Origin of the sequence: Brevundimonas sp. UBA2416, from assembly GCF_002343105.1 — a bacterium.
In the GTDB taxonomy this organism is placed as follows: domain Bacteria; phylum Pseudomonadota; class Alphaproteobacteria; order Caulobacterales; family Caulobacteraceae; genus Brevundimonas.
This window is the reverse complement of sequence record NZ_DDRM01000029.1, coordinates 25,156-47,907: the sequence shown is the minus strand read 5'-3', so window position 1 is coordinate 47,907 and position 22,752 is coordinate 25,156. Positions and strand designations below refer to the sequence as shown.

19 protein-coding genes and 2 pseudogenes are annotated in these 22,752 nt (G+C 68.9%); 14 read left to right on the top strand and 7 right to left on the bottom strand.

The genetic code is table 11. The features are described from left to right. Positions 1-39: 39 nt before the first annotated feature. Entirely contained in the window at positions 40-1,428 is a 1,389-nt protein-coding gene (locus B3E43_RS09510; protein WP_292028828.1) for an ABC transporter permease, read from the bottom strand. Next, positions 1,425-2,384: an ABC transporter ATP-binding protein gene (locus B3E43_RS09505; RefSeq protein WP_292028827.1), complete on the bottom strand. Its 960-nt coding sequence runs from the start codon at positions 2,382-2,384 to the stop codon at positions 1,425-1,427. Before B3E43_RS09505 ends, B3E43_RS09510 begins: the two co-directional genes overlap by 4 nt. A 145-nt stretch (positions 2,385-2,529) precedes the next feature. Between B3E43_RS09505 and B3E43_RS09500 the strand changes: the two genes are divergently transcribed. From B3E43_RS09500 to phoB, 6 genes are all read left to right on the top strand, one after another. Then, positions 2,530-3,945, top strand: coding sequence for a sensor histidine kinase (locus B3E43_RS09500; RefSeq protein WP_292028826.1), 1,416 nt, complete (start codon positions 2,530-2,532; stop codon positions 3,943-3,945). 136 nt (positions 3,946-4,081) lie between these two features. Further along, positions 4,082-5,524, top strand: a complete 1,443-nt coding sequence (gene pstC, locus B3E43_RS09495; protein WP_292028825.1) for a phosphate ABC transporter permease subunit PstC — start codon at positions 4,082-4,084, stop codon at positions 5,522-5,524. Continuing rightward, positions 5,517-6,803 (top strand): phosphate ABC transporter permease PstA, encoded by a 1,287-nt coding sequence (gene pstA, locus B3E43_RS09490; RefSeq protein ID WP_292028824.1) that lies wholly within the window; start codon positions 5,517-5,519, stop codon positions 6,801-6,803. Before pstC ends, pstA begins: the two co-directional genes overlap by 8 nt. 6 nt (positions 6,804-6,809) lie before the next feature. Next, complete coding sequence (gene pstB, locus B3E43_RS09485) at positions 6,810-7,676, top strand: phosphate ABC transporter ATP-binding protein PstB (RefSeq protein ID WP_292028823.1); 867 nt, start codon at positions 6,810-6,812, stop codon at positions 7,674-7,676. A 10-nt stretch (positions 7,677-7,686) separates the two neighbouring features. After that, positions 7,687-8,409, top strand: a complete 723-nt coding sequence (gene phoU, locus B3E43_RS09480) for a phosphate signaling complex protein PhoU (protein WP_292028822.1) — start codon at positions 7,687-7,689, stop codon at positions 8,407-8,409. A gap of 17 nt (positions 8,410-8,426) precedes the next feature. Next, positions 8,427-9,116: a phosphate regulon transcriptional regulator PhoB gene (gene phoB, locus B3E43_RS09475; protein ID WP_292028821.1), complete on the top strand. Its 690-nt coding sequence runs from the start codon at positions 8,427-8,429 to the stop codon at positions 9,114-9,116. Here phoB and B3E43_RS09470 read toward each other — a convergent pair. Further along, complete coding sequence (locus tag B3E43_RS09470) at positions 9,092-9,454, bottom strand: hypothetical protein (RefSeq protein WP_292028820.1); 363 nt, start codon at positions 9,452-9,454, stop codon at positions 9,092-9,094. The two genes, phoB and B3E43_RS09470, sit on opposite strands and share 25 nt — an antisense overlap. Before the next feature lie 171 nt (positions 9,455-9,625). Here B3E43_RS09470 and B3E43_RS09465 point away from each other — a divergent pair, with 171 nt between their 5' ends. Next, complete coding sequence (locus B3E43_RS09465) at positions 9,626-9,949, top strand: hypothetical protein (protein WP_292028819.1); 324 nt, start codon at positions 9,626-9,628, stop codon at positions 9,947-9,949. A 67-nt stretch (positions 9,950-10,016) separates the two neighbouring features. Next, positions 10,017-11,849, top strand: coding sequence for a gamma-glutamyltransferase family protein (locus tag B3E43_RS09460; RefSeq protein ID WP_292028818.1), 1,833 nt, complete (start codon positions 10,017-10,019; stop codon positions 11,847-11,849). 72 nt (positions 11,850-11,921) lie between these two features. On the opposite strand, the gene B3E43_RS09455 is transcribed toward B3E43_RS09460, so the two are convergent. Both B3E43_RS09455 and B3E43_RS09450 read right to left on the bottom strand, forming a co-directional pair. Next, positions 11,922-12,515: a hypothetical protein gene (locus tag B3E43_RS09455; RefSeq protein WP_292028817.1), complete on the bottom strand. Its 594-nt coding sequence runs from the start codon at positions 12,513-12,515 to the stop codon at positions 11,922-11,924. A gap of 125 nt (positions 12,516-12,640) precedes the next feature. Then, positions 12,641-13,564: an Hsp33 family molecular chaperone gene (locus tag B3E43_RS09450; protein WP_292028816.1), complete on the bottom strand. Its 924-nt coding sequence runs from the start codon at positions 13,562-13,564 to the stop codon at positions 12,641-12,643. A gap of 151 nt (positions 13,565-13,715) precedes the next feature. Between B3E43_RS09450 and B3E43_RS09445 the strand changes: the two genes are divergently transcribed. From B3E43_RS09445 to B3E43_RS09425, 6 genes and pseudogenes are all read left to right on the top strand, one after another. After that, a complete protein-coding gene (locus B3E43_RS09445; RefSeq protein WP_292028815.1) occupies positions 13,716-15,122 on the top strand; it encodes an SDR family oxidoreductase in 1,407 nt (468 codons plus the stop codon). A 53-nt stretch (positions 15,123-15,175) separates the two neighbouring features. Beyond that, a pseudogene (locus B3E43_RS16130) lies at positions 15,176-15,703 on the top strand (HAD-IB family phosphatase); the annotation flags it as partial. A 108-nt stretch (positions 15,704-15,811) separates the two neighbouring features. Continuing rightward, complete coding sequence (serA, locus tag B3E43_RS16125) at positions 15,812-17,068, top strand: phosphoglycerate dehydrogenase (protein ID WP_414631351.1); 1,257 nt, start codon at positions 15,812-15,814, stop codon at positions 17,066-17,068. 91 nt (positions 17,069-17,159) lie between these two features. Next, positions 17,160-18,974 (top strand): autotransporter domain-containing protein, encoded by a 1,815-nt coding sequence (locus B3E43_RS09435; RefSeq protein WP_292028813.1) that lies wholly within the window; start codon positions 17,160-17,162, stop codon positions 18,972-18,974. Positions 18,975-19,191: 217 nt separating this feature from the next. After that, positions 19,192-19,806, top strand: a complete 615-nt coding sequence (locus B3E43_RS09430; protein WP_292028812.1) for a M23 family metallopeptidase — start codon at positions 19,192-19,194, stop codon at positions 19,804-19,806. Between the two features lie 70 nt (positions 19,807-19,876). Next, positions 19,877-22,159: an ATP-binding protein gene (locus B3E43_RS09425; protein WP_292028810.1), complete on the top strand. Its 2,283-nt coding sequence runs from the start codon at positions 19,877-19,879 to the stop codon at positions 22,157-22,159. Positions 22,160-22,168: 9 nt separating this feature from the next. Here the strand turns inward: B3E43_RS09425 and B3E43_RS09420 are convergent, their stop codons facing one another. Both B3E43_RS09420 and B3E43_RS09415 read right to left on the bottom strand, forming a co-directional pair. Further along, positions 22,169-22,378 (bottom strand): hypothetical protein, encoded by a 210-nt coding sequence (locus B3E43_RS09420; protein ID WP_292028808.1) that lies wholly within the window; start codon positions 22,376-22,378, stop codon positions 22,169-22,171. 11 nt (positions 22,379-22,389) lie between these two features. Beyond that, positions 22,390-22,752: pseudogene (locus tag B3E43_RS09415) on the bottom strand (isocitrate lyase); the annotation flags it as partial.

Here is a 22,752-nt window from a genome sequence, read left to right as displayed (position 1 = left end):
CCTCCCCATCGCTTCGCGACAGGGAGGAGACGGCCGTGCCTACTTCCCCCCGCCCCGGATCGCCCCGGCGAAGCTCTTCCAGCTCAGCTTCACATCGGACAGCGCCCCCGCCCGGAAGGCCCGGCCGGCGACCCAGACCATGAACAGGGCGAAGGCGAACATGCCCGCCATGGTGCCCACGACCTCGAACATGGGCGGCTCGGAGGGCGCCCGGGCGCTCATCAGGAAGGGCGTGAAGAACGGCACCCAGGACAGGATCTGCACCACCGGCGCATCGGGTGTGCGCAGCGCCATCTGCATGACCAGCAGCGGCACGACCAGAATCATCATGATGGGCCCCATGAGGGTCTGGGCGTCGCGCGGGGTCTCGCAGAAGGCGCCGATGGCCGCGAACAGAACCGCGTACATCAGGTATCCGCCGACGGCGTAGGCCGCGAAATAGCCCAGCATGCCGCCTTCCAGCAGGACTTCACCGATCACGCCCGCATACTGCGGCAGGCCCGCGATCAGGCCGAAGGCGCCGATCCCGCCCCATACCAGCAGGACCGTCAGGGTCAGCATGGCCACGCCGAGCACCTTTCCGGTCAGTATCTCCGTCGCCGAGGCCGAGGACAGCAGGACCTCAAGGATCTTGTTGGCCTTCTCCTCCATCACGCTGTTCAGCAGGATGGAGGCGCCGGTGATGATCAGCGACCAGAGCAGGAAGCCCGAGATCAGGCCGATGATGCCCGGCAGGCGGTCGCGGAACGACACCTCGCCCCCCGTGGCCGATCTGGGCGACAGGGCGGTCACGTCGGGGCGGAACCGCTCGGTCTCCTCGACCACGACCGGATTGATGCCCGCCTCAAGGAAAATTTCGCGCCGGTTGACGGTCTTCAGCGCCTCCCGGACGAAGTCCTCGACCGTGTCGTCCGTGGCCCGGCGGGTCCAGACGCGCGCCGTCGGCTTTCCGTCGACCCGGTTCAGCAGAACCACAGAGTCCAGCTGCTGCTCCTCGGCGACCTCGTCGCCCAGATAGCGGCGCGCCAACGCTTCGCGCGCCTCGCCCGGGGCGGCGGCGGTCAGGTCCGCCGGCGCCTGCACGATCTGAAGACGCAGTCCGCCCAGCCGGCTCAGCGCCTGTCCGGCGGCAGAAGCGCCGGCCTGGCCGCCCTGCTTCTCGGCCGCGGCGGCGGCCTCGCGCATCCGCGACGCGCGGCGGTCCGCCTCGAACTTCACGGCGTCCTGGACGGCGGCCGCCAGCCCCTGGGCCTGCGGCCCTTCCTCAAGCACGACGACGTCACGTACGGGTTCGGACGACATCATCAGGGCCGGCAGGGCCCCGCCCAGCACGCCGAAAATCGGCAACGCCAGCAGTGACAGCCAGAAGCCGACCGTCCGGGCGTAGGCGGCGTACTCACGCCGCGCGATCAGCAGGATGCGTTTCATCGGGCGGCCTCCGCGCCGGCTTTCACCGACTGGTCGATATCGGGATTGTCGCCGGTCAGGCTGATGAAGGCGTCGTGCAGGCTCGGCTCGCGCAGTTCGAACCGCCGCACGTCCAGCCCGCCGAGGAAGGCCGCCTTCAGCGCCTCCTGACCCCGACCACCCTGTCCCAGCGCCGCCTTGAGCACCCGCACGCCGTCATGCTCGGACACCACTTCCACGCCGCTGACGCCCGGCAGGGCCGCGGCCTGCGACGCCTCGATGGCGCCTTCCAGCTCGAGGAACCGCTTCGAGGTCGCCCGCGCCTCGGTCACCGTGCCCTCGAAGGCCTTTCGCCCGCGCGCCAGCAGCACGACCTTGTCGCACAGCCGCTCGGCGTGCTGCATCACATGAGTCGAGAACAGCACCGTCGCCCCGTCCGCGGCCAGCTGGCGGATCACCGCCTCCAGCCCCTGCTGGTTCACCGGGTCAAGGCCCGAGAACGGCTCGTCGAGGATCACGAACTCCGGCCGGTGCACCACCGAGGCGATCAGCTGGACCTTCTGGGCCATCCCCTTGGACAGCTCCTTCATCTTCTTGTTCTTCGAGCCGCCCAGCCCCTGGGCGTCCAGCATTTCACGGGCCCGCTTGCGTCCCTCGCCCGTCGGCAGCCCCTTCAGGGCGCCGAAGAAGGCGATGGCGTCCACCGGCGTCATCTTCTTGTAGAGACCGCGCTCCTCCGGGAGGAAGCCGATGCGGTCGCGCACCTTGCGGCCGTCGTCGGCCCCGAGGATGCCGATCCGGCCTGAGGTCACGCCCTGCAGGCCCAGGATCATGCGGATGGTTGACGTCTTGCCGGCCCCGTTCGGCCCCAGGAAACCGCAGATGGTCCCCTTCTCGACCTGAAAGCTCAGATCGCGCACGGCCTGGAAGTCGCCGTACCGTTTGCTCACCCCTTCGAGCGTCAACGCCGCCGCCATAATCTCTCCCCTGCCCGTGTCTGTTCGGCTCAGGATTAGGTGTGTAAAGGACGTTTGACAAGCGGTCTCGGGGCCCCGATGCCGCGTTGTCATCAAATCCGTGTCATGTTCGCCGACACGAGTCGCGCGTCCCATGAAAGCGTGAATGCCCTACGAAGTCTCCTCATCCCCCGTGGCGCCCCAGGCCGGATCACGCCTGTGGACCGCCGGCGCCAGCACGGGGATCGCGGTCGCGGTGCTTGTCGGCCTCGCCGCCTGGCATCCGGTTCTCGCGCCCTGGCTGATCGGGGCCGCCGCCCTGATCGGCGTCTCGGCCTGGTTCCTGAACCGGACCCCGCCCACCCGAACCCCGTCGGCCGAGGGGCCCGGCCTGCCCGCATCTGACACGTCGCAGGGCGCCGACGCGACCTTGCTGGAACACCTGTTCGAGGCCCTGGCTGACCCGGTCCTCGTGGTGTCGGGCGGCGAGGCTGACGACATCGCCGGGCGCAGGATCGTCCTGGCCAACGCCGCCGCCCGCGATCTGCTGCGCATCCAGCGCGAGGGCGGGTTGCTGGTCCCGGTGTTGCGTGACCCCGCGGTGCTTGAGGCGGTGGACGAAGCCCTGTTCGGCGGGCTGACCCGCACGACCGACTATGCGGGCATGGGGGCCCAGACCCGGCACTGGCGCGCGGTGACCCAGCCCCTCGAGCTGACCCAGTCAGGCCCTCTGGCCCTCCTCGTCCTGCGCGACGAGACCGATGTGCGCCGCATGGAGCTGATGCGCGTCGACTTCCTGGCCAACGCCAGCCACGAACTGAAGACGCCGCTGGCCTCCCTGTCCGGCTTCATCGAGACGCTGAAGGGCCACGCCCGCGACGACCCCAAGGCGCGGGACAAATTCCTCGACATCATGGCGACCCAGGCCGACCGGATGAGCCGGCTTGTCTCCGACCTCCTGTCGCTCAGTCGGATCGAACTGAACGAGCACATCCCCCCCGCCGGCCGGGTCGACCTCGCCCGCGCCGCCGCCGATGTGGTTGATGCGGTCAGCGTGCTTTCGGCAGAACGCAACGTCGTCATCGAGCTGGAAGACCGCGACATCAGCGCCCCCGTGAACGGCGACCGGGACGAGATCCTGCAGGTGGTCCAGAACCTCGTCGACAACGCCATCAAATATTCGCCCTCCGGCGGCGCGGTCGAGATCGTGATCCGGCCCGACATCGCGCTGGACGAGGCCTCCGCTCCCTGGTCGGGCGGGAATCGCGGCGACGGGGCGACCCGATTGCCGCTGGTCACCCCGGACCGCGAGACCGGCCAGCGATTCGCCGCCGTCACCGTGCGCGACCACGGGCCGGGGATGGCGCGCGAGCATCTGCCGCGCCTCACCGAGCGCTTCTATCGCGTCGAGGGCCAGAAGAGCGGCGAACGACAGGGCACCGGCCTGGGCCTCGCCATCGTCAAACACATCGTCAACCGGCACCGCGGCGGCCTGACGGTCGAGAGCGCGCCGGGACACGGCGCGGCCTTCACCGCCTACTTCCCGGTCGCCCCGCGCCGGGACGCCGTGACGCCTTCGTGACACAGGGCTCGGCAGCGGCCCCCTGCGTAACAGAACTGTCATCCGGGCGTCGTAATCCGCTGACCATTCCGGGGCAGTTATCGCCGCGGGGCGAACCGGGCGACCGGGCGGCCCGATTCTGCTCTCCCGGACGTCCATGACCTGGCTTTTCCTGCCGATCCTGATCGCTGCAGCCGTCGCCGCCTATTTCGGCGGCCGGGCGCTGGCGCGTCGGCGCGGCAAGACCCTGCCAGGCAAGGAGCGGCCCCACTCCCGCCCCGGTCAGCACGGCGCCTACGCCCTGATCTGGACCGCCGTCCCGGCCCTGGTCGTGCTGTTGGCGGCCTCGGTCTTTTCGCCCGACATTGAGCGGCAGATGACCGCCTCCGGCGCTCCGGAAGCCGTGCAACAACTCGAGCCGTTCCGCCGCGAGGCCTTCTTCGCCGACGCCCGCGCCGTCGGGGCCGGCCGACCCGCCGTCCAGATCTGGCCGGCGCCCTACGCCGAGCTTCTGCCTACCGAGGGCCAGCGCGCTGCGCGGATCGGCCAGATGCTCGATCTCGGCGGCATTGTCGGCGCGGCCCTCGCCGCCCTGCTCGGCGCCCTGTTCGTCTTCAGCCAGATCCGCCCCGGCATGCGGGCCCGCAATCGCGTCGAGGGCTGGATCGTCGGGCTGCTGTTCGCCTGTTCGGTCGTGGCCGTGCTGACCACCGTCGGCATCATCGCTTCGCTGGTCTATGATTCCATTCGCTTCTTCAGCTCGGTCCCCATTGCTGAGTTCCTGTTCGGGACGCAGTGGAGCCCCCAGACCGCGATCCGCGCCGACCAGGTCGGCTCAACCGGCGCCTTCGGGGCCCTGCCCCTGTTCGCGGGCACCTTCCTGATCATGATCATCGCCATGACAGTCGCCGCGCCGGTCGGCCTGTTCTCGGCCATCTACCTCTCGGAGTACGCGGGGCCGGTCTTCCGCGCGACGGTCAAGCCGGTGCTGGAAATCCTCGCGGGCGTTCCGACCGTCGTCTACGGCTTCTTCGCCGCCCTGACCGTGGGCCCGGCCTTCCGGGAATTCTTCAACGGCATCGGCGCCCTGCTGGTCGGCGGTCCGCTGGACGGCCTCGGCCAGTATCTGATGGTGGTGCAGAACCAGATGGCGCTGGTGGCCGGCATGGTCATGGGCATCATGCTGATCCCCTTCGTCAGCTCGCTGTCCGACGACATCATCAACGCCGTGCCCCAGTCGCTGCGCGACGGCTCCTACGCGATGGGCGCGACCCGGTCGGAGACGGTGAAACGGGTCCTCCTGCCCGCTGCCCTGCCCGGCGTCGCCGGCGCCATGCTGCTGGCCATGTCCCGGGCCATCGGCGAGACCATGATCGTCACCATGGCGGCGGGTCTTGCCGCGCGCCTGACCCTGAATCCGCTGGACACCGTCACCACCGTCACGGTCCAGATCGTCACCCTGCTGACCGGCGATCAGGAGTTCAACAGCACCAAGACCCTGTCCGCCTTCGGCCTGGGACTGACCCTGTTCCTGGTCACACTGGTGTTGAACATCGTCGCCCAGCGCATCGTCCAGACCTACCGGCAGCAGTATGACTGAGACGCCTGTCACCTCTGAAATGCGCGCCAACCGGCTGCGGGCGGGTCTGAAGCGGCGCTATGCCCGCGAAGGCCGGTTCAAGCTGTACGGCCTGCTGGCCATCGGCGTCGCGGTCGGCTTCCTGCTGCTCCTGCTCGGCCGGATCATCGAACAGGGCCACACGGCCTTCTACACCCACACTGTCACCGTGCCGGTCTATATGGACCCCGCCCGGGTCGATCGCGCCTATCCGCAGGGGACCAATTTCGAGTTGCTGGTCGCCGAGCAGCAGCTGGCGCGCATGGGCATCGCCGACGATGCCCAGGGGACCAAGGCCGCGGAGTTGCGCGGTCTGTTCTCGTCCGAACTCAAATTCGCGGCTGCCGAGCGCATCCAGAACAATCCCAACCTGATCGGCCAGACTGTCCCGATCGCGGCCCCTCTGTCCGACGACGCCGACCTGTATTTCAAGCACGAGATTTCGCTCGACACGCCCGCTGACCAGCGCCGCCTGAGTGACGAACAGATCGGCTGGCTGGACCGGATGCAGGCCTCCGGCCAGGTCGCCGCCCATTTCAACACCGGCCTGTTCACCAAGGGCGACTCTACCGAGCCGGAGCTGGCAGGGGTGCTGGGCGCCGTCGTCGGCTCGGCCCTGATGCTGCTGGTCACCGCCTTCATCGCCATTCCGCTCGGCGTCGGCGCGGCCCTGTATCTGGAAGAGTTCGCCCCGCGAAACCGGCTGACCGACCTGATCGAGGTCAATATCAACAACCTCGCCGCGGTGCCCTCGATCATCTACGGCCTGCTGGGTCTGGCCCTGTTCATCAACTGGATGCACCTGCCGCGCGCCAGCCCGCTGGTCGGCGGTCTGGTCCTCGCCCTGATGGCCCTTCCGACCATCATCATCGCCACCCGTTCCTCGCTGAAGGCCGTGCCGCCCTCGATCCGCGAGGCCGCCCTGGCCATGGGCGCGTCAAAGACCCAGACCGTGTTCCAGCACACCCTGCCGCTGGCCATGCCCGGCGTGATGACCGGCGCCATCATCTCCATGGCCCACGCCCTGGGCGAGACGGCGCCCCTGCTGCTGATCGGCATGGTCAGCTTCATCCCGGGCATCCCCGCCTCGCTCGGCGAGCCGACGGGCGCCCTGCCTTCGCTGATCTACATCTGGGAGAACGCCTCCGAGCGCGCCTTCCACGAACGGACGGCTGCGGCCATCCTCGTCCTCCTCGCCTTCATGATCGTCATGAACGCCGCCGCCATCTTCCTGCGCCGGCGTTTCGAACGCCGGTGGTAAGCTGAAATGAAGTTCAATCTCTTTCGCGCGGCGGACGGAACCGAAGGCGGCGGCTCGCCTGTCGGTCCGCCCGTGATCGCCGCCCCGCCCGTCGTGCACGGCTCCGCGCCGATGGGGCCGACCAAGATCGCGGCCCGCGACGTCTCGGTCTCCTACAGCGGCAAACAGGCGCTGTACGACGTCACGCTCGATATTCCGGACAAGACGGTCACCGCCCTGATCGGTCCCTCGGGTTGCGGCAAGTCGACCTTCCTGCGGACCATGAACCGCATGAACGACACCATTCCGGGCTGCAAGGTCACCGGCCGCATCGACATGGACGGGGAGGACATCAACGCGAAGTCCGTCGATCCCGTCCTGCTGCGCGCCCGCGTCGGCATGGTGTTCCAGAAGCCCAACCCCTTCCCCAAGACCATCTATGAGAACGTCGCCTACGGCCCCCGCATCCACGGCCTCGCCGCATCGAAGAGCGAACTGGACAGCGTGGTTGAAGCCTCGCTGAAGCGCGCCGGTCTGTGGGAAGAGGTCGCCGACCGCCTGCACTCGCCCGGCACCGGCCTGTCCGGCGGCCAGCAGCAGCGGCTGGTGATCGCCCGCGCCATCGCCGTCGAACCCGAAGTCATCCTCATGGACGAGCCCTGCTCGGCCCTGGATCCCATCGCGACGGCCAAGATCGAGGAACTGATCGACGAGCTGCGCGAACGCTACTGCATCGTCATCGTCACCCACTCCATGGCGCAGGCCGCCAGGGTCAGCCAGCGCACCGCCTTCTTCCACATGGGTCGGCTGGTCGAGACCGGCGACACCGAAGACATCTTCACCAATCCTCGCGAGCGGCGCACGCTCGACTACATCACCGGCCGCTTCGGCTAGGACCGCCCGCATGCCCCAGCACACCGTCAAGGCCTATGGCGACGAACTGAACCAGCTGACCGCCGAGGTCGCGCGCATGGGCGGTCTGGCCGAGGCCCAGGTCGCCGACGCCGTCGATTCGGTGGCTCGCCGCGATATCGCCCTGGCTCGCGCGGTCGTGGAGCGCGACGCCCGACTGGACGCGATGCACAGGGATATCGAGCGCAAGGCCATCCGGCTGATCGCCCTGCGCCAGCCGGTCGCCTCCGACCTGCGCCGCACCCTGGCCGCCATGAAACTGGCCGTCGATCTGGAGCGCACCGGCGACCTGGCCAAGAATATCGCCAAGCGCGGCCTGATCCTCGCCGAGGGCGAGCCCATGCAGCCGCTGACCCGGTCGATCGAGCGGATGGGCAAGCTGGTCTCCATGCGCCTGCGCGACGTGCTGGACGCCTATGCCGCCGCCGAGATCGACCGCGCCATCGCCGTCTGGAACACCGACGACGAGGTCGACGAGCACTACAACGCCCTCTTCCGCGAGTTGCTGACCTACATGATGGGCGACCCGCGCACGATCACCGCCGGCACCCATCTGCTGTTCATGGCCAAGAACCTTGAGCGGATCGGCGACCACGCCACCAACATCGCCGAGACCATCTACTACGAGATCACCGGCCAGGAGTTCACGGGCGAACGCCCGCGCTGGAACCCCGACGCCGCCGAAGCCGCCCCCGAACCGCTGTCGCCCGTCTGAAACCGGAGAATACGCCCGTGCAGCCCTATGTTCTGGTGATGGAAGACGAGGACGCCCTGGCGACCCTCCTGTCCTACAACCTCGAGAAGGAAGGCTACCGCGTCGTCGTGGCCTCGGACGGCGAGGAAGGCATGCTGCAGATCGAGGAGCGTCTGCCCGACCTGGTGCTGCTGGACTGGATGCTGCCCAAGCTGTCGGGGATCGAGGTCTGCCGCCGCATCCGGGGCAAGTCCGAGACGCGCAACATGCCGATCATCATGCTGACGGCGCGGGGCGAGGAAAGCGATCGCATCCGCGGCCTCGACACCGGCGCCGACGACTATCTGACCAAGCCCTTCTCGATGAGCGAGCTGATCGCCCGCATCCGCGCCGTCCTGCGCCGCATCCGCCCGGGACTGGCCGACGACCGGCTGAACCACGGCGACATCGTCATCGACCGCGTCGCCCACCGCGTCCGCCGCTCGGGCCAGGAAATCCACCTCGGCCCCACCGAATTCCGGCTGCTGGACCACCTGATGCAGCATCCCGGCCGCGTCTTCAGCCGCGAACAGCTGCTCGACGCCGTCTGGGGCAGCGACGTCTATGTCGAGGCGCGGACCGTGGACGTCCACGTCGGCCGGCTGCGCAAGGCGCTGAACGTCGAGGGCACGGTCAATCCGATCCGGACAGTGCGTTCGGCGGGTTATTCGCTCGATCTGGGCGGGTAGGCCCGCTCCACAGGTTCGCGAGGTCCGCCGGGTCCCGGGAGCAGCGCGGCTTCGTCCTGCCGGTAGGGAACCGCGTAGGAAATGGGCGCGGGACAGCCGCCAATGGATCGATCGAGCAACAGATAACTCCGGACCCCGTCCTCCGGCGTATACATCAGATTGCTCACCAGGCTGGCGGACCGCTCGGCTGGTCGGGCCACCCACTGAAATCTGCTGGCGTTGCAGTTGTCCTCCGCGAGAGCGTCGAGGACAGGTACTGGCATGTTTGCGTCGAGCAAGGGAACGGAAGCCGGCGGCGCTGAAGGATCCGACAGCAGCGTCAGCAGAAGCGGCAACATGGCAACGTCTCCGTGTGCTCGAACCATACGCCGGATCATAGCGTGTGTCATCTGTCGGTCCGGCTTGCCTGACAAGAGGTGACGCGGGCGGGTCCGGGCCTTCCCGGCCCCGGACGGAAGGGCATAGACTGGCCGGGCTGCGGCCAGTCGCCACCTGCCGGAGAGTTGCCGATGTTGACGATGCTTCTCGCCCTTGCGCTCGACCAGACGCCCGCCCCGGACCCGACTGTCTGGTACCGGCAGGCCGCCGCCTGCATGGGCTCTGCCATGGCGTCGCGTCCGCCCGAGGGTGAGCCACAACCCGCGGCCTTCCCGGAAGACGCACTCGTCTGGGCCCTTGTGATGGCTTCGGCCGGCCCTGCCGCCGGGCGGCCCACAGAGGCGGAACAGGAGGCAGACGCCACCGCCGAGGAGGCCTTCTTCCGTCAGGTGCGGGCGTTCAAGCCGGAGGCGCTCCGGGCACACCAGACATACTGCCGGGCCATCCGTCCCTGATCCGCAAGATGGCTTCACACGGCGCGCCAACCGGTTACGGTCCGCGCAGCCGTTCAGGAGCCGTCCCATGCGTCGCCGTACCTTCCTCTCGACCCTTCCCGCCGGCGCCCTGCTGGCAGGAGCGACCGCCGCGACCGCTGCGGGCGCGCCCTCTCCCGCCGCCGCCCGTCCTCGCCAGGCCGCGCCCGCCGACCCCTTCGCCGGCGTCGGCCCCGGCAACCGCAACAGCGGGGTCCAGTTCGTCGGCCGCTCGACCGTCTGGGGTCAGCACGGGGCCGCCGCCACGGCGCATCCGCGCGCCACCCTGATCGGTATCGACACCCTGAGGCGCGGCGGCTCGGCCATCGACGCGGCCATCGCCATCAACGCCGCCCTCGGCTTCCTCGAACCGACGGGCAACGGCATCGGCGGCGATGCCTTCTGCCTGATGTGGGACCCGGCGCAGCGGAAGGTCGTCGGCTTCAACGGCTCGGGCAACAGCCCCCGCGGCCTGTCGCTGGAGACCGCCCGCTCGAGGAAGGCCGAGGACGGCTATCTGCCTCCCTATGGCGCAGTCACCGTCAATGTCCCCGGCACCGTCGATGCCTGGTGGAGCGCCCACCAGCGCTACGGCAAGCTGCCGTGGGCGGACGTCCTGCTGCCGGTCGCCGAGCTGTGCGAGGAGGGCGTGCCCATGCCCCAGCTCATCGCCTGGTACCTGCAGCGCAACATGGCCAATTTCGATCGCCGCGCCGCGATCATCGAGGAGAATGACAACCGCAAGCGGGTCTACGCCCCCGGCGGCCGCACCCCGGCGGTCGGCGAGGTCTTCGCCAACCCCGACCTGGGCCGCACCTACCGGATGATCGCCGAGGGCGGGCGCGACGCCTTCTATGAAGGCCCCATCGCCGACCATATCGAACGCTATTTCCGCCGCATCGGCGGCTGGATGACCCGCGCCGACATGGCCCCGCACCGGACCGAATGGGTCGAGCCGATCCGCACCGACTATCGCGGCGTCGACGTCTACGGCCTCGGCCCCAATACCCAGGGTTTGTCGACCAACCAGATCCTCAACATCTGCGAGCGGTTCGACCTCAAGGGCATGGGCTTCCAGTCCGCCGCCTCGATCCACCATCAGGCCGAGGCCAAGCGGCTGGCGTTCGAGGACCGGGCGAAATGGTTCGCCGACGAGCGCTTCAGCCGCACGCCGGTCGAGTATCTCAACTCCAAGGCCTATGCCGCCGAACGCGCCGCCCTGATCCGGCCAGACCGGGTCATGGACCGCGCCTTCCCCGGCGACGCCCCGACGCAGGGGGACACCACCTATTTCAGCGTCGCCGACAGGGACGGCATGATGGTCAGCTGGATCCAGTCCAACTACCGCGGCATGGGCTCCGGCCTGGTCCCGGACGGCCCGGACGGCTCGACCCTCGGCTTCATGTTCCAGGACCGGGGCGAGCTGTTCAATCTCGCCGACGGCCACCCCAACGTCTATGCGCCGGGCAAACGGCCCTTCCACACCATCATCCCCGGCTTCGCCTGCAAGTACGGCGAGCCTTGGATGGCCATGGGAGTCATGGGCGGCGGCATGCAGCCGCAGGGGCAGGCGCAGATCATCATCAACATGGTCGACTACGGGCTCGACCCGCAGGAGGCCGGCGACGCACCGCGCTGGCAGCACGAGGGCTCGTCCGAACCGACGGGCCATCCGGCCGAGGGCGTCGGTGTCCTGCATCTGGAGACCGGCGTCCCGGCTGCGAGCAAGGCACAGCTGGCGGCCATGGGCTGGGTGCTGGGCGGCCCCAACGGCGGCTTCGGCGGCTATCAGAATGTAGTGCGTCAGGTGAACGGCCGCGGGCCGTGGACCTACGGGGCGGCGTCGGAGATGCGCAAGGACGGGCTGGCGCTGGCGTACTGACGCCCGCCGGACAGCGATCCGCCTCCCACGGATTGACCCGGAGAGGCGGCATGGACGCTCGATACAGATGCTTCAGCGGAAGGTGCGGCTGGTCGCCGAGCCCCGCAGGAAGGCCATGACGTCAGCGTTCTCGACGCGGAACTGATTGTTGGCCGAGCTGGTGTCATCGTTGCAGCTGTTGCCGTCGATATAGATGTCCGGATCGTAGGCGATCGCGACCTCGACATCGCCGCCGAACTCGAAATCATCGAAGGCGTTGCTGATCTGGGGCGAGCTGAAGCTAAGCATCGATGCGCCCGCCCCGGCGCTGACCGGCAGGGCCCGGTTGCTGCGATAAACCCGGCCGGTGTTGGCATTGCGGGCCTGAAGGCTGACGCTCTGCTGACGGGCCCCCGAGGCCCAGGCGCTGCGGCCCCGGTTGACGATCTCATAGCTGACGCTGACCTGGCCGGGGCGGCTGCCCTTGGTCAGGGTGACGCTGGCGACAGCCGGATCGACGCGGCAGACCGTCGGCAGCCCCGGAAGCGTGCGCGGGGCAACCCCGGCCGGCAGGCGGCTCGACGGCAGCGGGTCAATGTTGATCGAAAGGCGTTCCTGGGCAGCGGCGGTACCGGCGGACAGAACGGTGGCGAAGGCGCAGACGGCGCCGATGGAAAGGGTCTTCATGGCAGTTGCTCCTCTTGGGTCCTGAATGGCCCGAAGTGAGAAGTAACCCGCGTTCGATGAACGCCGTCGGGGACGCCGCGTTGTGGCGCATTCATGTTCGCAATGAGGCGAGAAAGCGTCGACCGTCAGCCCGCCACGATCTCCTCCGGCTCCAGCTCATAGACCGTCGCGCAGTATTCGCATGTGACGCGGATCTTGCCGTCTGCCTCGACCATGTCCGCCTGCTCGGCGGGATCGAACGAGGTCAGCACGCTGGCTATCCGCGCGCGCGAACAGCGGCATTGGGCCACCAGGGAGCGGGCGTCCTCCAGCCGCACCCCGTCCTCGTGGAACAGGCGGAACAGCAGCGTCTCGGGCGTGATGGTCGGGTCCAGCAGCTCGTCGTCCGCCAGGGTGTGGAACAGGGCCCGCGAGCGGTCCCAGGCCTCCTCGGTCGAGCCGCGCGCCGCGTCGCCGGCGATCAGCTGGATCAGCGCCCCGCCGGCGCGCCAGCCGACACCCTCGTCCGTGACCACCGATCCGACGGCCAGCCGAACCCGGGTCGGGATCTGTTCGGACTGCTGGAAATAGTGTTCGGCCGCCAGCGACAGGCTCTCGCCCTCGATCGGGGTGATGCCCTGGGTGCGTTCGAAATCCTCGCCGCGGTCCAGGGTCATGACAAAGACGCCCTGCCCCAGCAGCGTCCGGGCTCCGGGGCGGGCGAAGCCCTGCGAGGCGGCCGCGACGGCCTCCTCGTCGAACCGGCAATAGCCGCGCATCTGACCGTTGGTGTCATAGTCGGCGACGACATAGCGCACCGGCCCGTCGCCCTGGGCCTGGACGATCAGCCGGCCCTCGAACTTCAGACTGGAGCCCACAAGCGCCGCCAGCGCACAGGCCTCGCCCAGCAGGGCCGCGACCGGCTCGGGATAATCGTGGGCCGACAGGATGGCGTCGATCGTCTGGCCCAGCCGGACGATGCGGCCGCGCACGGGCCAGCCCTCGATCTGGAAGGCGGCGGCCAGGTCGTCGGACGGGGCGGCGGCGGGGTCGGGCGCGTGATCGGTCACGGGCGGTCCTTGGAAAACGGCGATGGGTCGGAAGCGCCGTCAGATAGGCGTCCGTATCGCGAATGGTAAGGCCTGCGTGCTACAGCAGGAACCGGCGGGGTCTCGGCCCCGTTCCAGCAGCCCGATACGAACACACCGACCCGGCGGTTTCATGACCAAAGCGACGCTCAAGCCCTTGAACGAACAGTCCATCGTCATCACCGGCGCCACCTCCGGCATCGGCCTGGCGACGGCGCGTCGGGCGGCGCGGGCGGGGGCCTGCGTCTTCCTGATCGCGCGCGGCGAAGGCGACCTGAAGGCCCTCACCGAGGAACTCCAGGCCACGGGCGCCCGCGCGGCCTGGGCCGTCGCCGACGTAGCCGACCATGCGGCCCTGTCCGAGGCGGCGGAAAAATGCGTGCGCCTGTTCGGCGGGTTCGACACCTGGGTCAACAATGCCGGCGTCTCGATCTACGGCGCCATCAGGGTGACCAGCCTGGATGACCAGCGACGGCTGTTCGAGACCAACTACTGGGGCGTGGTCAACGGCTCGCTGGTGGCGGCCGAACATCTGCGCAAACGCTACGGCGGCGGGGCCATCGTCAATGTCGGCTCCATCCTGTCCGACGCGCCCCTGCCGATCCAGGGCGTCTATTCGGCCTCGAAGCACGCGGTGAAGGGCTTCACCAACGCCCTGCGCATGGAGCTGATGCGCGAACAGGCCCCGATCACCGTCAGCCTGGTCAAGCCGGCGGCCGTCGACAGCCCCTACAGCAAACACGCGCGCAACCTGACCGGCTATGCGACCCAGAACCCCCAGCCGGTCTATGCGACCCACGTCGTGGCCGACACCATCCTGTACTGCGCCAGCCATCCGATCCGCGAGATCACCGTCGGCGGCGGGGGACGGTTAATCGCCAGCTTCTACTCCGTCCTGCCCGGTCTGGCGGAACCACTCTTCGCCCGGTTCGCTCCTTCCCTGATGCGGGACAGGGGTTCCGCCTGGGAGCCGTACGACGACGGGCTGTATGACCCGAGCGAAGACGGTCTCGAAGAAGAGGTTCACTATCCAATGGTCCGCCAGTTTTCCGCCCTCGCTGAAGTCCGCAAACATCCCGGCATCGCCAGCGGCGTCCTCGCCGTGCTCGCCGGTGTCGGCATCGCCGCCCTGCTGCTGAACCAGCGCAGCGGCCCGACCCGGTATGAGCGCCTGCGTGGGCGGATCGACCCGCGCGGCTGGATTGATACAGACGCCCTGCGCGATCGTTTCGGCGGCCTGGCCGAGACGGTGCGTCACAGCCTTGCTGAAGCCGGCGAACGCGCCTCCGATCTGGGCGACGACGCCCGGCATCGCGGCGAACGCCTCGTCCATGGCGCGCGACATTCCTCACGCAAGGTGCTGAAAAAACACGGCAAGACTGCGCGGCGCTACGCCCATGACGCGGGTGAATATGCGCGGGATCATGCGAAGGAAGGCGGCGCGCTTCTGGCCCTCGCGACCATCGCCGCCGCCATCGGCGCCGCCGCCCTGGACGTCCGCCGCCCCGACAGCCGCCTCCGCAGCCTCGGCAAGTTCTAGGGCCGGGCCACTCTCCCATTGCTGCAGGTGCGAAGGTCGGCCAAGGTCTCTGAATGGCCGAGCCGACCACCTATGTCTTCGACTTCGACTCGACGCTTGTGCGTATCGAGACGCTGGAGGCGTTGGCCGACCTTGCCCTGGCCGGCGCCCCGAACGCCAACGCCATCCGCGCCGAGGTCTCGGCCCTGACCGATCAGGCCATGGCCGGAGACCTGCCGTTCGGCGAGGCCCTGCGCCGCCGCCTCGCCCTGCTGCCCCTGACCCGCGACCATGTCGCCGAACTGGCCGGCCGTATCCTCGAGGAGGGCACGCCCTCGGTCCGTCGCAACCTGCGCTTCTTCCGCGAGAACGCGGGAAGGATCGTCATCCTGTCGGGCGGCTTCCGCGAGATCATCGCCCCCCTCGCCGCCCATCTGCACATCCCGCCGGATCGGGTGCTGTGCAACGACCTGCACTATGATGCAGAGGGCCGGGTGGCCGGCGTCGACGCGGCCAATCCCCTGTCCGAGGCGGGCGGCAAGCCCGCCGTCATTCGGGCGCTGGGCCTGCCCGGCCCCGTGGTCATGGTCGGCGACGGCTGGACCGACGCCGAGGTCAAGCTCGCCGGCGCCGCCGACCGCTTCCACGCCTTCACAGAGATCGTCCGCCGCGAGCGGGTCGTCGCCGCCGCCGATGCCGAGGCGCCCTCGATGGACGAGTTCCTGCACGCCGAGGGTCTGGCCGGCCGCTGGTCCTACCCCCGCGCCCGCATCCGCATCCTGCTGCTGGAGAACATCCACCCCGCCGCCGTCGAGCGGCTGGAGGAGGCCGGCTATACGGTCGAGTCGCTGAAGGGCGCGCTCGACGAGGATGCCCTGATCGAGGCCGTCCGGGGCGTCCATGTGCTGGGCGTCCGCTCCAAGACCCAGGTCAGCGCCCGCGTGCTCGAAGCCGCCGACCGGCTGATGGCCGTCGCCGCCTTCTGCATCGGGACCAACCAGATCGACCTGGACGCGGCGGCCGCCAAGGGTGTGGCCGTCTTCAACGCCCCCTATTCCAACACCCGTTCGGTGGTCGAACTGGCCGTCGGCCTGACGATCGCCCTGCTGCGCGACGTCGCCGACAAGTCCGCCGCCATGCACCAGGGCGTCTGGAACAAGTCCGCGACCGGCTCCCGCGAGCTGCGCGGCAAGACCCTGGGCATCGTCGGCTACGGCGCCATCGGCTCGCAGCTGTCGGTGCTGGCGGAGGGCCTCGGCATGCGGGTGATCTTCCACGATCTGACCGAGCGGCTGGCGCTCGGCAACGCCCGCCGCATGGCCTCGCTGGACGCCCTGCTGGCCGAGAGCGATGTGGTCAGCCTGCATGTCGATGGCCGCACCGACAACACCGCCCTGATCGACGCCGCCCGGCTGTCGCGCATGAAGGCCGGCGCCCTGCTGCTCAATCTCTCACGCGGCCATGTCGTCGATGTGGGCGCCCTGGCCCAGGCGCTCGGCTCGGGCCGGATCGGCGGCGCCGCGCTCGACGTCTTCCCCGACGAACCCGCCACCAACGCCGACCCCTTCGACAGCCCCCTGCGCGGCCTGAAGAACGTCATCCTGACGCCGCACATCGGCGGCTCGACCGAAGAGGCCCAGGAGGCCATCGGCGCCTTCGCCGCCGAACGGCTGCTGGCCTACCTCAACCGCGGCGACACCACCTTCTGCGTCAACCTGCCCAATGTGCAGCTGGCCGAGGTCGACGGGGCCCACCGCATCCTGCACATCCACCGCAACCAGCCGGGGGTGCTGGCCGAGCTGAACCGCGCCCTCGCCGCCGCGGGCCTGAACATCCTCGGCCAGCATCTGAAGACCGACGAACGCACCGGTTATGTCATCACCGACGTCGATCGCGACTACGATCCGGAGGCCTTGCAGAGCCTGCGCAGTGTGGCCGGAACGCTGCGGTTCCGGATGTTGCACTAGAAACCTTCCCCGGCGGCATCTTGCGCCCGCGCGAAAGGCGCGCAGAGTGGCCCGCAACGGTCGCATGATGACGGCCGAGGGAGGATCATCGATGTCTCGTTTCCTGCGCAACGCGGCGCTCGCCGCGCTGACCATGGCCGCCGCCGGCGCGTTTGCGTCCGCCGCCAGCGCCCAGACCTACAGCCGCCTGGTCGTGTTTGGCGACAGCCTCAGCGACAACGGCAACCTGTTTGCCGCGACCGGCGGCGCCAGCCCGACTTCGCCACCCTACTTCCAGGGCCGGTTCTCGAACGGCCCGGCCTTCACGGAACTGCTCGGCTTTAACGCCGGTCGCTCGGCGGCCGGCGCTTCCGTGACCGGCAGCATCAACTACGCCTACGGTGGCGCCCGCACCGACAGCTCGGCCTTCCCTCCCGGCATGCGCAACCAGCTCTTGGCCTATACGGGCGCGGGCGGCACCTTCCGTTCCACCGATCTCGTCAGCATTCTTGGCGGCGCCAACAACATCTTCCAGGGCCTGCCGGCCGCCGGCGCCTCGCCGAATCCGACCGGCGCCATCGCTCCCGTTGTCTCGGCGGCGGCGGCGGATATGAATTTCCTCGTCAACAGCATCGCAGCCGCGGGCGCCGGGACGATCCTCGTCGGCAACATTCCCAGCCTCGGGAACGCGCCGCAGTTCCGCGGCACCGTCGCGGCCCCTCTGGCGGAGTTCGCCGGCACCTCGTTCAACAGCGCCCTGCTCGCCGGTTTGATGACCACCGCAGCCGCCCGCCCGGGCACCAACATCATCCTGTTCGACATCTACAAGGTCGGTGCGGCGCTGACGGCAAACCCGGGAGCCTTCGGCCTGACCAATGTGACCGATGCCTGTTTCAACGGGATCACGGTCTGCGCAACGCCCAACACCTATCTGTTCTGGGATGGCGTGCACCCGACCGCCGCCGGCCACCAGCTGATCGCCCGACTGGCCAATGACTACCTCTACTATGGCGACATCGGCGCCCAATCGACGGTCCAGGCCGAAACTGCCTTCCGTCAGCGCGAGGATCTGCTCGACCTCGCCAGCGAGGGCATGTCGGGCCGCGCCGACTGGCAGGCGGGCACCCACCTGACCTTCGGGGCCATCGCCGACAGCGTCGAGACGGACGCGCGCGGCTCCGTGGCGGCCTCGGACGCGACCGGCTGGGGCGGACGGGTCGGGCTGGACCACGTCATGTCTCCGAACGCCCGCATGGGCTTCGCCGGGACCTACCGCACCGCTGAGGTCGAGGCCGGAGCCATGGCCTTCGATGTCGAGACCTGGGCCTTCGACCTTTACGGCGGCTGGCGCTCGGGCGGTACCTTCGTCAACGCCACGGTTGGCGGCTCGGTCGACCACTATGACGACATCACCCGCGTGACCTCGCTGGCTCCGATCATCCATACCGGTGAAACGACCGGCGGCAGCATCGGCGCCCGCGTCCAGGGCGGCTTCTGGATGGACATGGGCGGCATCGGCCTGTCGCCCCGCGTCGCGGTCAACTGGGTCTCGACCGACGTCAACGGCTACATCGAAGAGGGTCCGGCGGCCCAGTACAGCTACCAGGACCGCACGGTCCAGGCCGCCAGCGGCGAGTTCACCCTGCGGGCCGAAGGCGGCGGCGAAGGCATGAGCTTCTTCGTCGAAGGCGGCTATCGCGACAATTTCGGCGACAGCAGCGACGCCGTCCGCACGGGCATCGCCGCCAACCCGGCCCAGATCCTGGCCCGCCAGATCGACGACCCGTTCGGCGGTTCCCTGATCGCCTCGGCCGGCATCGAGGCCGACATGGGGCCGGTGAAGATGACCTTCGGCTACCGCGGCCGCTTCGGCGACACCGCCGACAGCCATGTGGGCGCCCTCACCTTCAGCCTGCCGCTGCAGTAGGGGCTTACGCCACTATCGAACCAGGGCGCGCGGCTTTCGGGTCGCGCGCCTTTTTCGTTCCCGGCCTGCGACGACCTGCCGCCCCTGGCCGCCCCAAAGTCGCCCCACGGAGTCTTAGAACGGCGCTCTTCCGGTCGCTGGCCGCAGTGTGTCGCTCCTTGCGGCCGCCGGCGCCCCCTCCCGCTCATATTGAGCCGAAGACGGAGCTGACGCCGCCATGCGACGCCTGTTGCCGACCGCCCGGTCGTTCCTCATCCATTCAGGCCAGGCCGCCAGCCTGGCCGGCGTCGCCGTGCTGGCCATGGCGGCCGCGCCCCTGACCGCCTCCCCTGACCCTGCCCCGACCGAAGCTCTCGCCGTGCCGGAAGCCCCGCCGATGACCGCCGTGGCGGAACCGGCGGGTCCGGTCACCCGGCTGATCGCCTTCGAGACCCCCGTTCGGGATTATGAGATCAACTCGCCGTTCGGCCTGCGTCGCCTGCCGGGTCAGGCCGCCCGCAACCATGGGGGCGTCGATATCGCGGCGCCGCACGGCACCGGCGTCTTCGTCGCCGCCGAGGGCACCGTCCTGCGCACGGGGTATGAGCCGGCCGGCTACGGGCGCTTCGTCGAGATCCGCCATCCGAATGGCATGACGACCCTGTACGGCCACCTCAGCCGTCTGGACGTGGCATCCGGCGACCCGGTCGAGGCCGGCGCGCGGATCGGTCTGGTCGGATCGACGGGCCGTTCCACCGGTCCCCACCTGCATTTCGAGGTGCGGCGCGGTGATCACCAGATCAACCCGGTCAAGGTCATGGGCCGCGTCTTCGAGGTCGTCGTCGCCGCCTGACCAATAGCTTGGCCGTTGCCCACGGTTTCTTCACCCCTTGGCCCGAGAATGGCGGTCGAAGGGGGGCGTTTTGGACCACATCCTGTTTTCCATCACGACCGAGCACGACCCCCGCTGGCTGCTGGCGGCAGCCCTGATCTGCGTCCTCGGCTTGTCGACCGCCATGCAGTTGCTCGGCGTCGCCCGTGAACAGACCGGAACCCGGCGACGAAACACGACCATGCTGGCCGCCTTCATTTCGGGCCTGGCTGTATTCACCACCCATTTCGTGGCCCTTCACGGCTACCAGCCCGGTCATGAGATCCGCTACGCCGTCTGGCCGACCGTCGGGTCGTTCGTCCTGGCGCTCGGCAGCTTCGGCCTGGCCGCCGGAATCGTGATGGTGCGCCCGAACCGCCTCTACCGCGGCCTCGCGGCGCTTGTCGCCCTTGCCGGTGTCTCGGGCATGCATTTCGCCGGCATCGCCGGACTGCGGCTGGCTGGCAGTATCGGCTGGCAGCCGGGTCTGGCCGCCCTGGCGATCGGCGGCGCCCTGACCATTGCCATGGTGTGCGGCGGTCTCATCTACGGCCCGGGGCTCCTGCGCAGAGTGCTGACGGCCTCCGGTGGGGCGCTGGCAATAGCCTTCCTGCATTTCACGGCGATGAGCGGGATCGTGGTCACGCCCCGGGTACAGGTCGACACAGCCCTGACCGTCTCCGGCGTCGTCATGACGGGGGTCATCGTCGCCATGGTCGCCGCCATCGTTGGCGTCACCGCCTTTGTCGGGTGGATGAGCTGGGCCTCCCAGTCCGGCGCCCTGAGGCGGCTCCGTGAGGCGATGGACGCCATGCCGGACGGAATGGCCTATTATGACGCCGAAGATCGGCTGGTGCTGTGGAACCAACGCTATGAGGAGCTGGTACCGGAACTATCCCCGGCGCTCAGGGTCGGTGTCACCTTCCGCGAGATCATCGAGCTCGGCCTGGCGCAGGATATCTATTCCGACGCACGCGGGCGGCAGGCCGAATGGTTCCAGGACCGGATCGAGTCGCGCCAGGCCCTGACCACCACAAGGGAGCAGCAGCTGGCTGACGGCCGCTGGATCCGAGGCTCCGACCGTCGCACGGCGGCCGGTGGGATTGTCACCGTCTGCACGGACATCACCGACCTGAAGAACGACGCCCGCGCCCTCGCCGAAGCGCGCGATGTCGCCGAGTCGGCCAGCAGCGCCAAGAGCCAGTTCCTCGCCAATATGAGCCACGAAATCCGTACGCCCCTCAACGGGGTGATCGGCGTGGCCCAGGCCCTGGCAAAGACCCCCCTGTCGGCCCAGCAGGAAGAGATGCTGGAACTGATCCACTCCTCCGGCCAGACGCTTCAGGTGCTGCTCAGCGACATCCTCGACCTCGCGCGCGTCGAATCCGGCCGCCTCGAACTGGCCAGCGACGTCTTCCATCTCGGCCGCGCCGTCCGCGAGGCCGCCCAGCTCTATGAGACCTCGGCCGAGGCCAAGGGCCTGCAGTTCTTCGTCGAGGTCGCGCCCGAAGCAGACCGCTGGATCACCGGCGACGTGGTTCGCGTCAAACAGATCCTGACCAACCTCGTGTCCAATGCGGTCAAGTTCACCGGAACGGGCTTCGTCAGCCTGACCGCCGCGCCCGGACCGGAGCGAGCCGGTTCGCCGACCCTGCGCTTCTCGATCGAGGACACGGGCATCGGCTTCGACAGCGACACCCGCGAGCGCCTGTTCAGCCGGTTCGAACAGGCCGACGGCGCGATTACGCGTCGCTTCGGAGGCTCCGGACTGGGCCTCGCCATCTCGCGTCAGCTGGCCGAGATGATGGGGGGCGATCTCGACTGCGAGAGCGAACCGGGCGGCGGCTCGGCCTTTATCCTGACCATCCCGTTCAACGCCGCCGAAGCGCCGGCAGCCGCGCCCGGCGTCGTCGCCCAGGCGACGGGCGAAGAGCCGGCCACCATCCGCGTGCTGCTGGCCGACGACCATCCGGTGAACCGCAAGGTCGTCGAGATGATCCTGGCCCAGGCGAACGTCGACTTGACCTCGGTCGAGAACGGCGCCGAGGCGGTTCAGGCCTGCCGCGACGGCGACTTCGACATCGTGCTGATGGACATGCAGATGCCGGTGATGGACGGCCTGACCGCGACCCGCGAGATCCGGCTGAACGAGGCGGCCATGGGGCTGGGGCGGACGCCCATCGTCATGCTCACCGCCAACGCCCTGGCCGAACATATCGCCTCGGCAGAGGCCGCCGGGGCCGATCGTCACCTGGCCAAGCCGTTCGACGCCGCCGAACTGCTAGATCTGGTGGCGACCATGCCCCATGCGGCAGCGGCGACGCTCGCCGCCTAGGCAGCCTTCCTATTCATAGCCGTGCGCGGCCTCGTTGATGACCTGCGAGGGCATCCGCGAGAAGTCGACGCTGACCGGCTGGGCCGCCTTGGCGCGGAAGGTCTTGATGACGTGCTCGAGGCGGCGCCGCACCTCCCGCTCGGCCTCGGTTCCCGTGTCCAGGTTCAGCGGGGCGAGGCAGAAGTCGATGATGGCCGTGGGGCTGTTCAGGGACTGCATGGTCTCTCTCCTTACTCGGCCGCCACGAACTGGGCGGTCTCGGTGGAATCCTTCAGGGCCGTTGTCGAGGACTGGCCGTTCGATATGACGGTGGCGACCTGGTCGAAATAGCCGGTGCCGACCTCGCGCTGGTGGCGGGTGGCGGTGTAGCCGGCGGCCTCATTGGCGAACTCGCGCTGCTGCAGCTCGGAATAGGCGGCCATGCCGCGGTCGCGGTAGCCGTCGGCCAGTTCGAACATGGCGTTGTTCAGGCTGTGGAAGCCCGCCAGGGTCACGAACTGGAATTTGTAGCCCATGGCCCCCAGCTCGCGCTGGAATTTGGCGATGGTGGCGTCGTCCAGCTTGGCCTTCCAGTTGAACGACGGCGAGCAGTT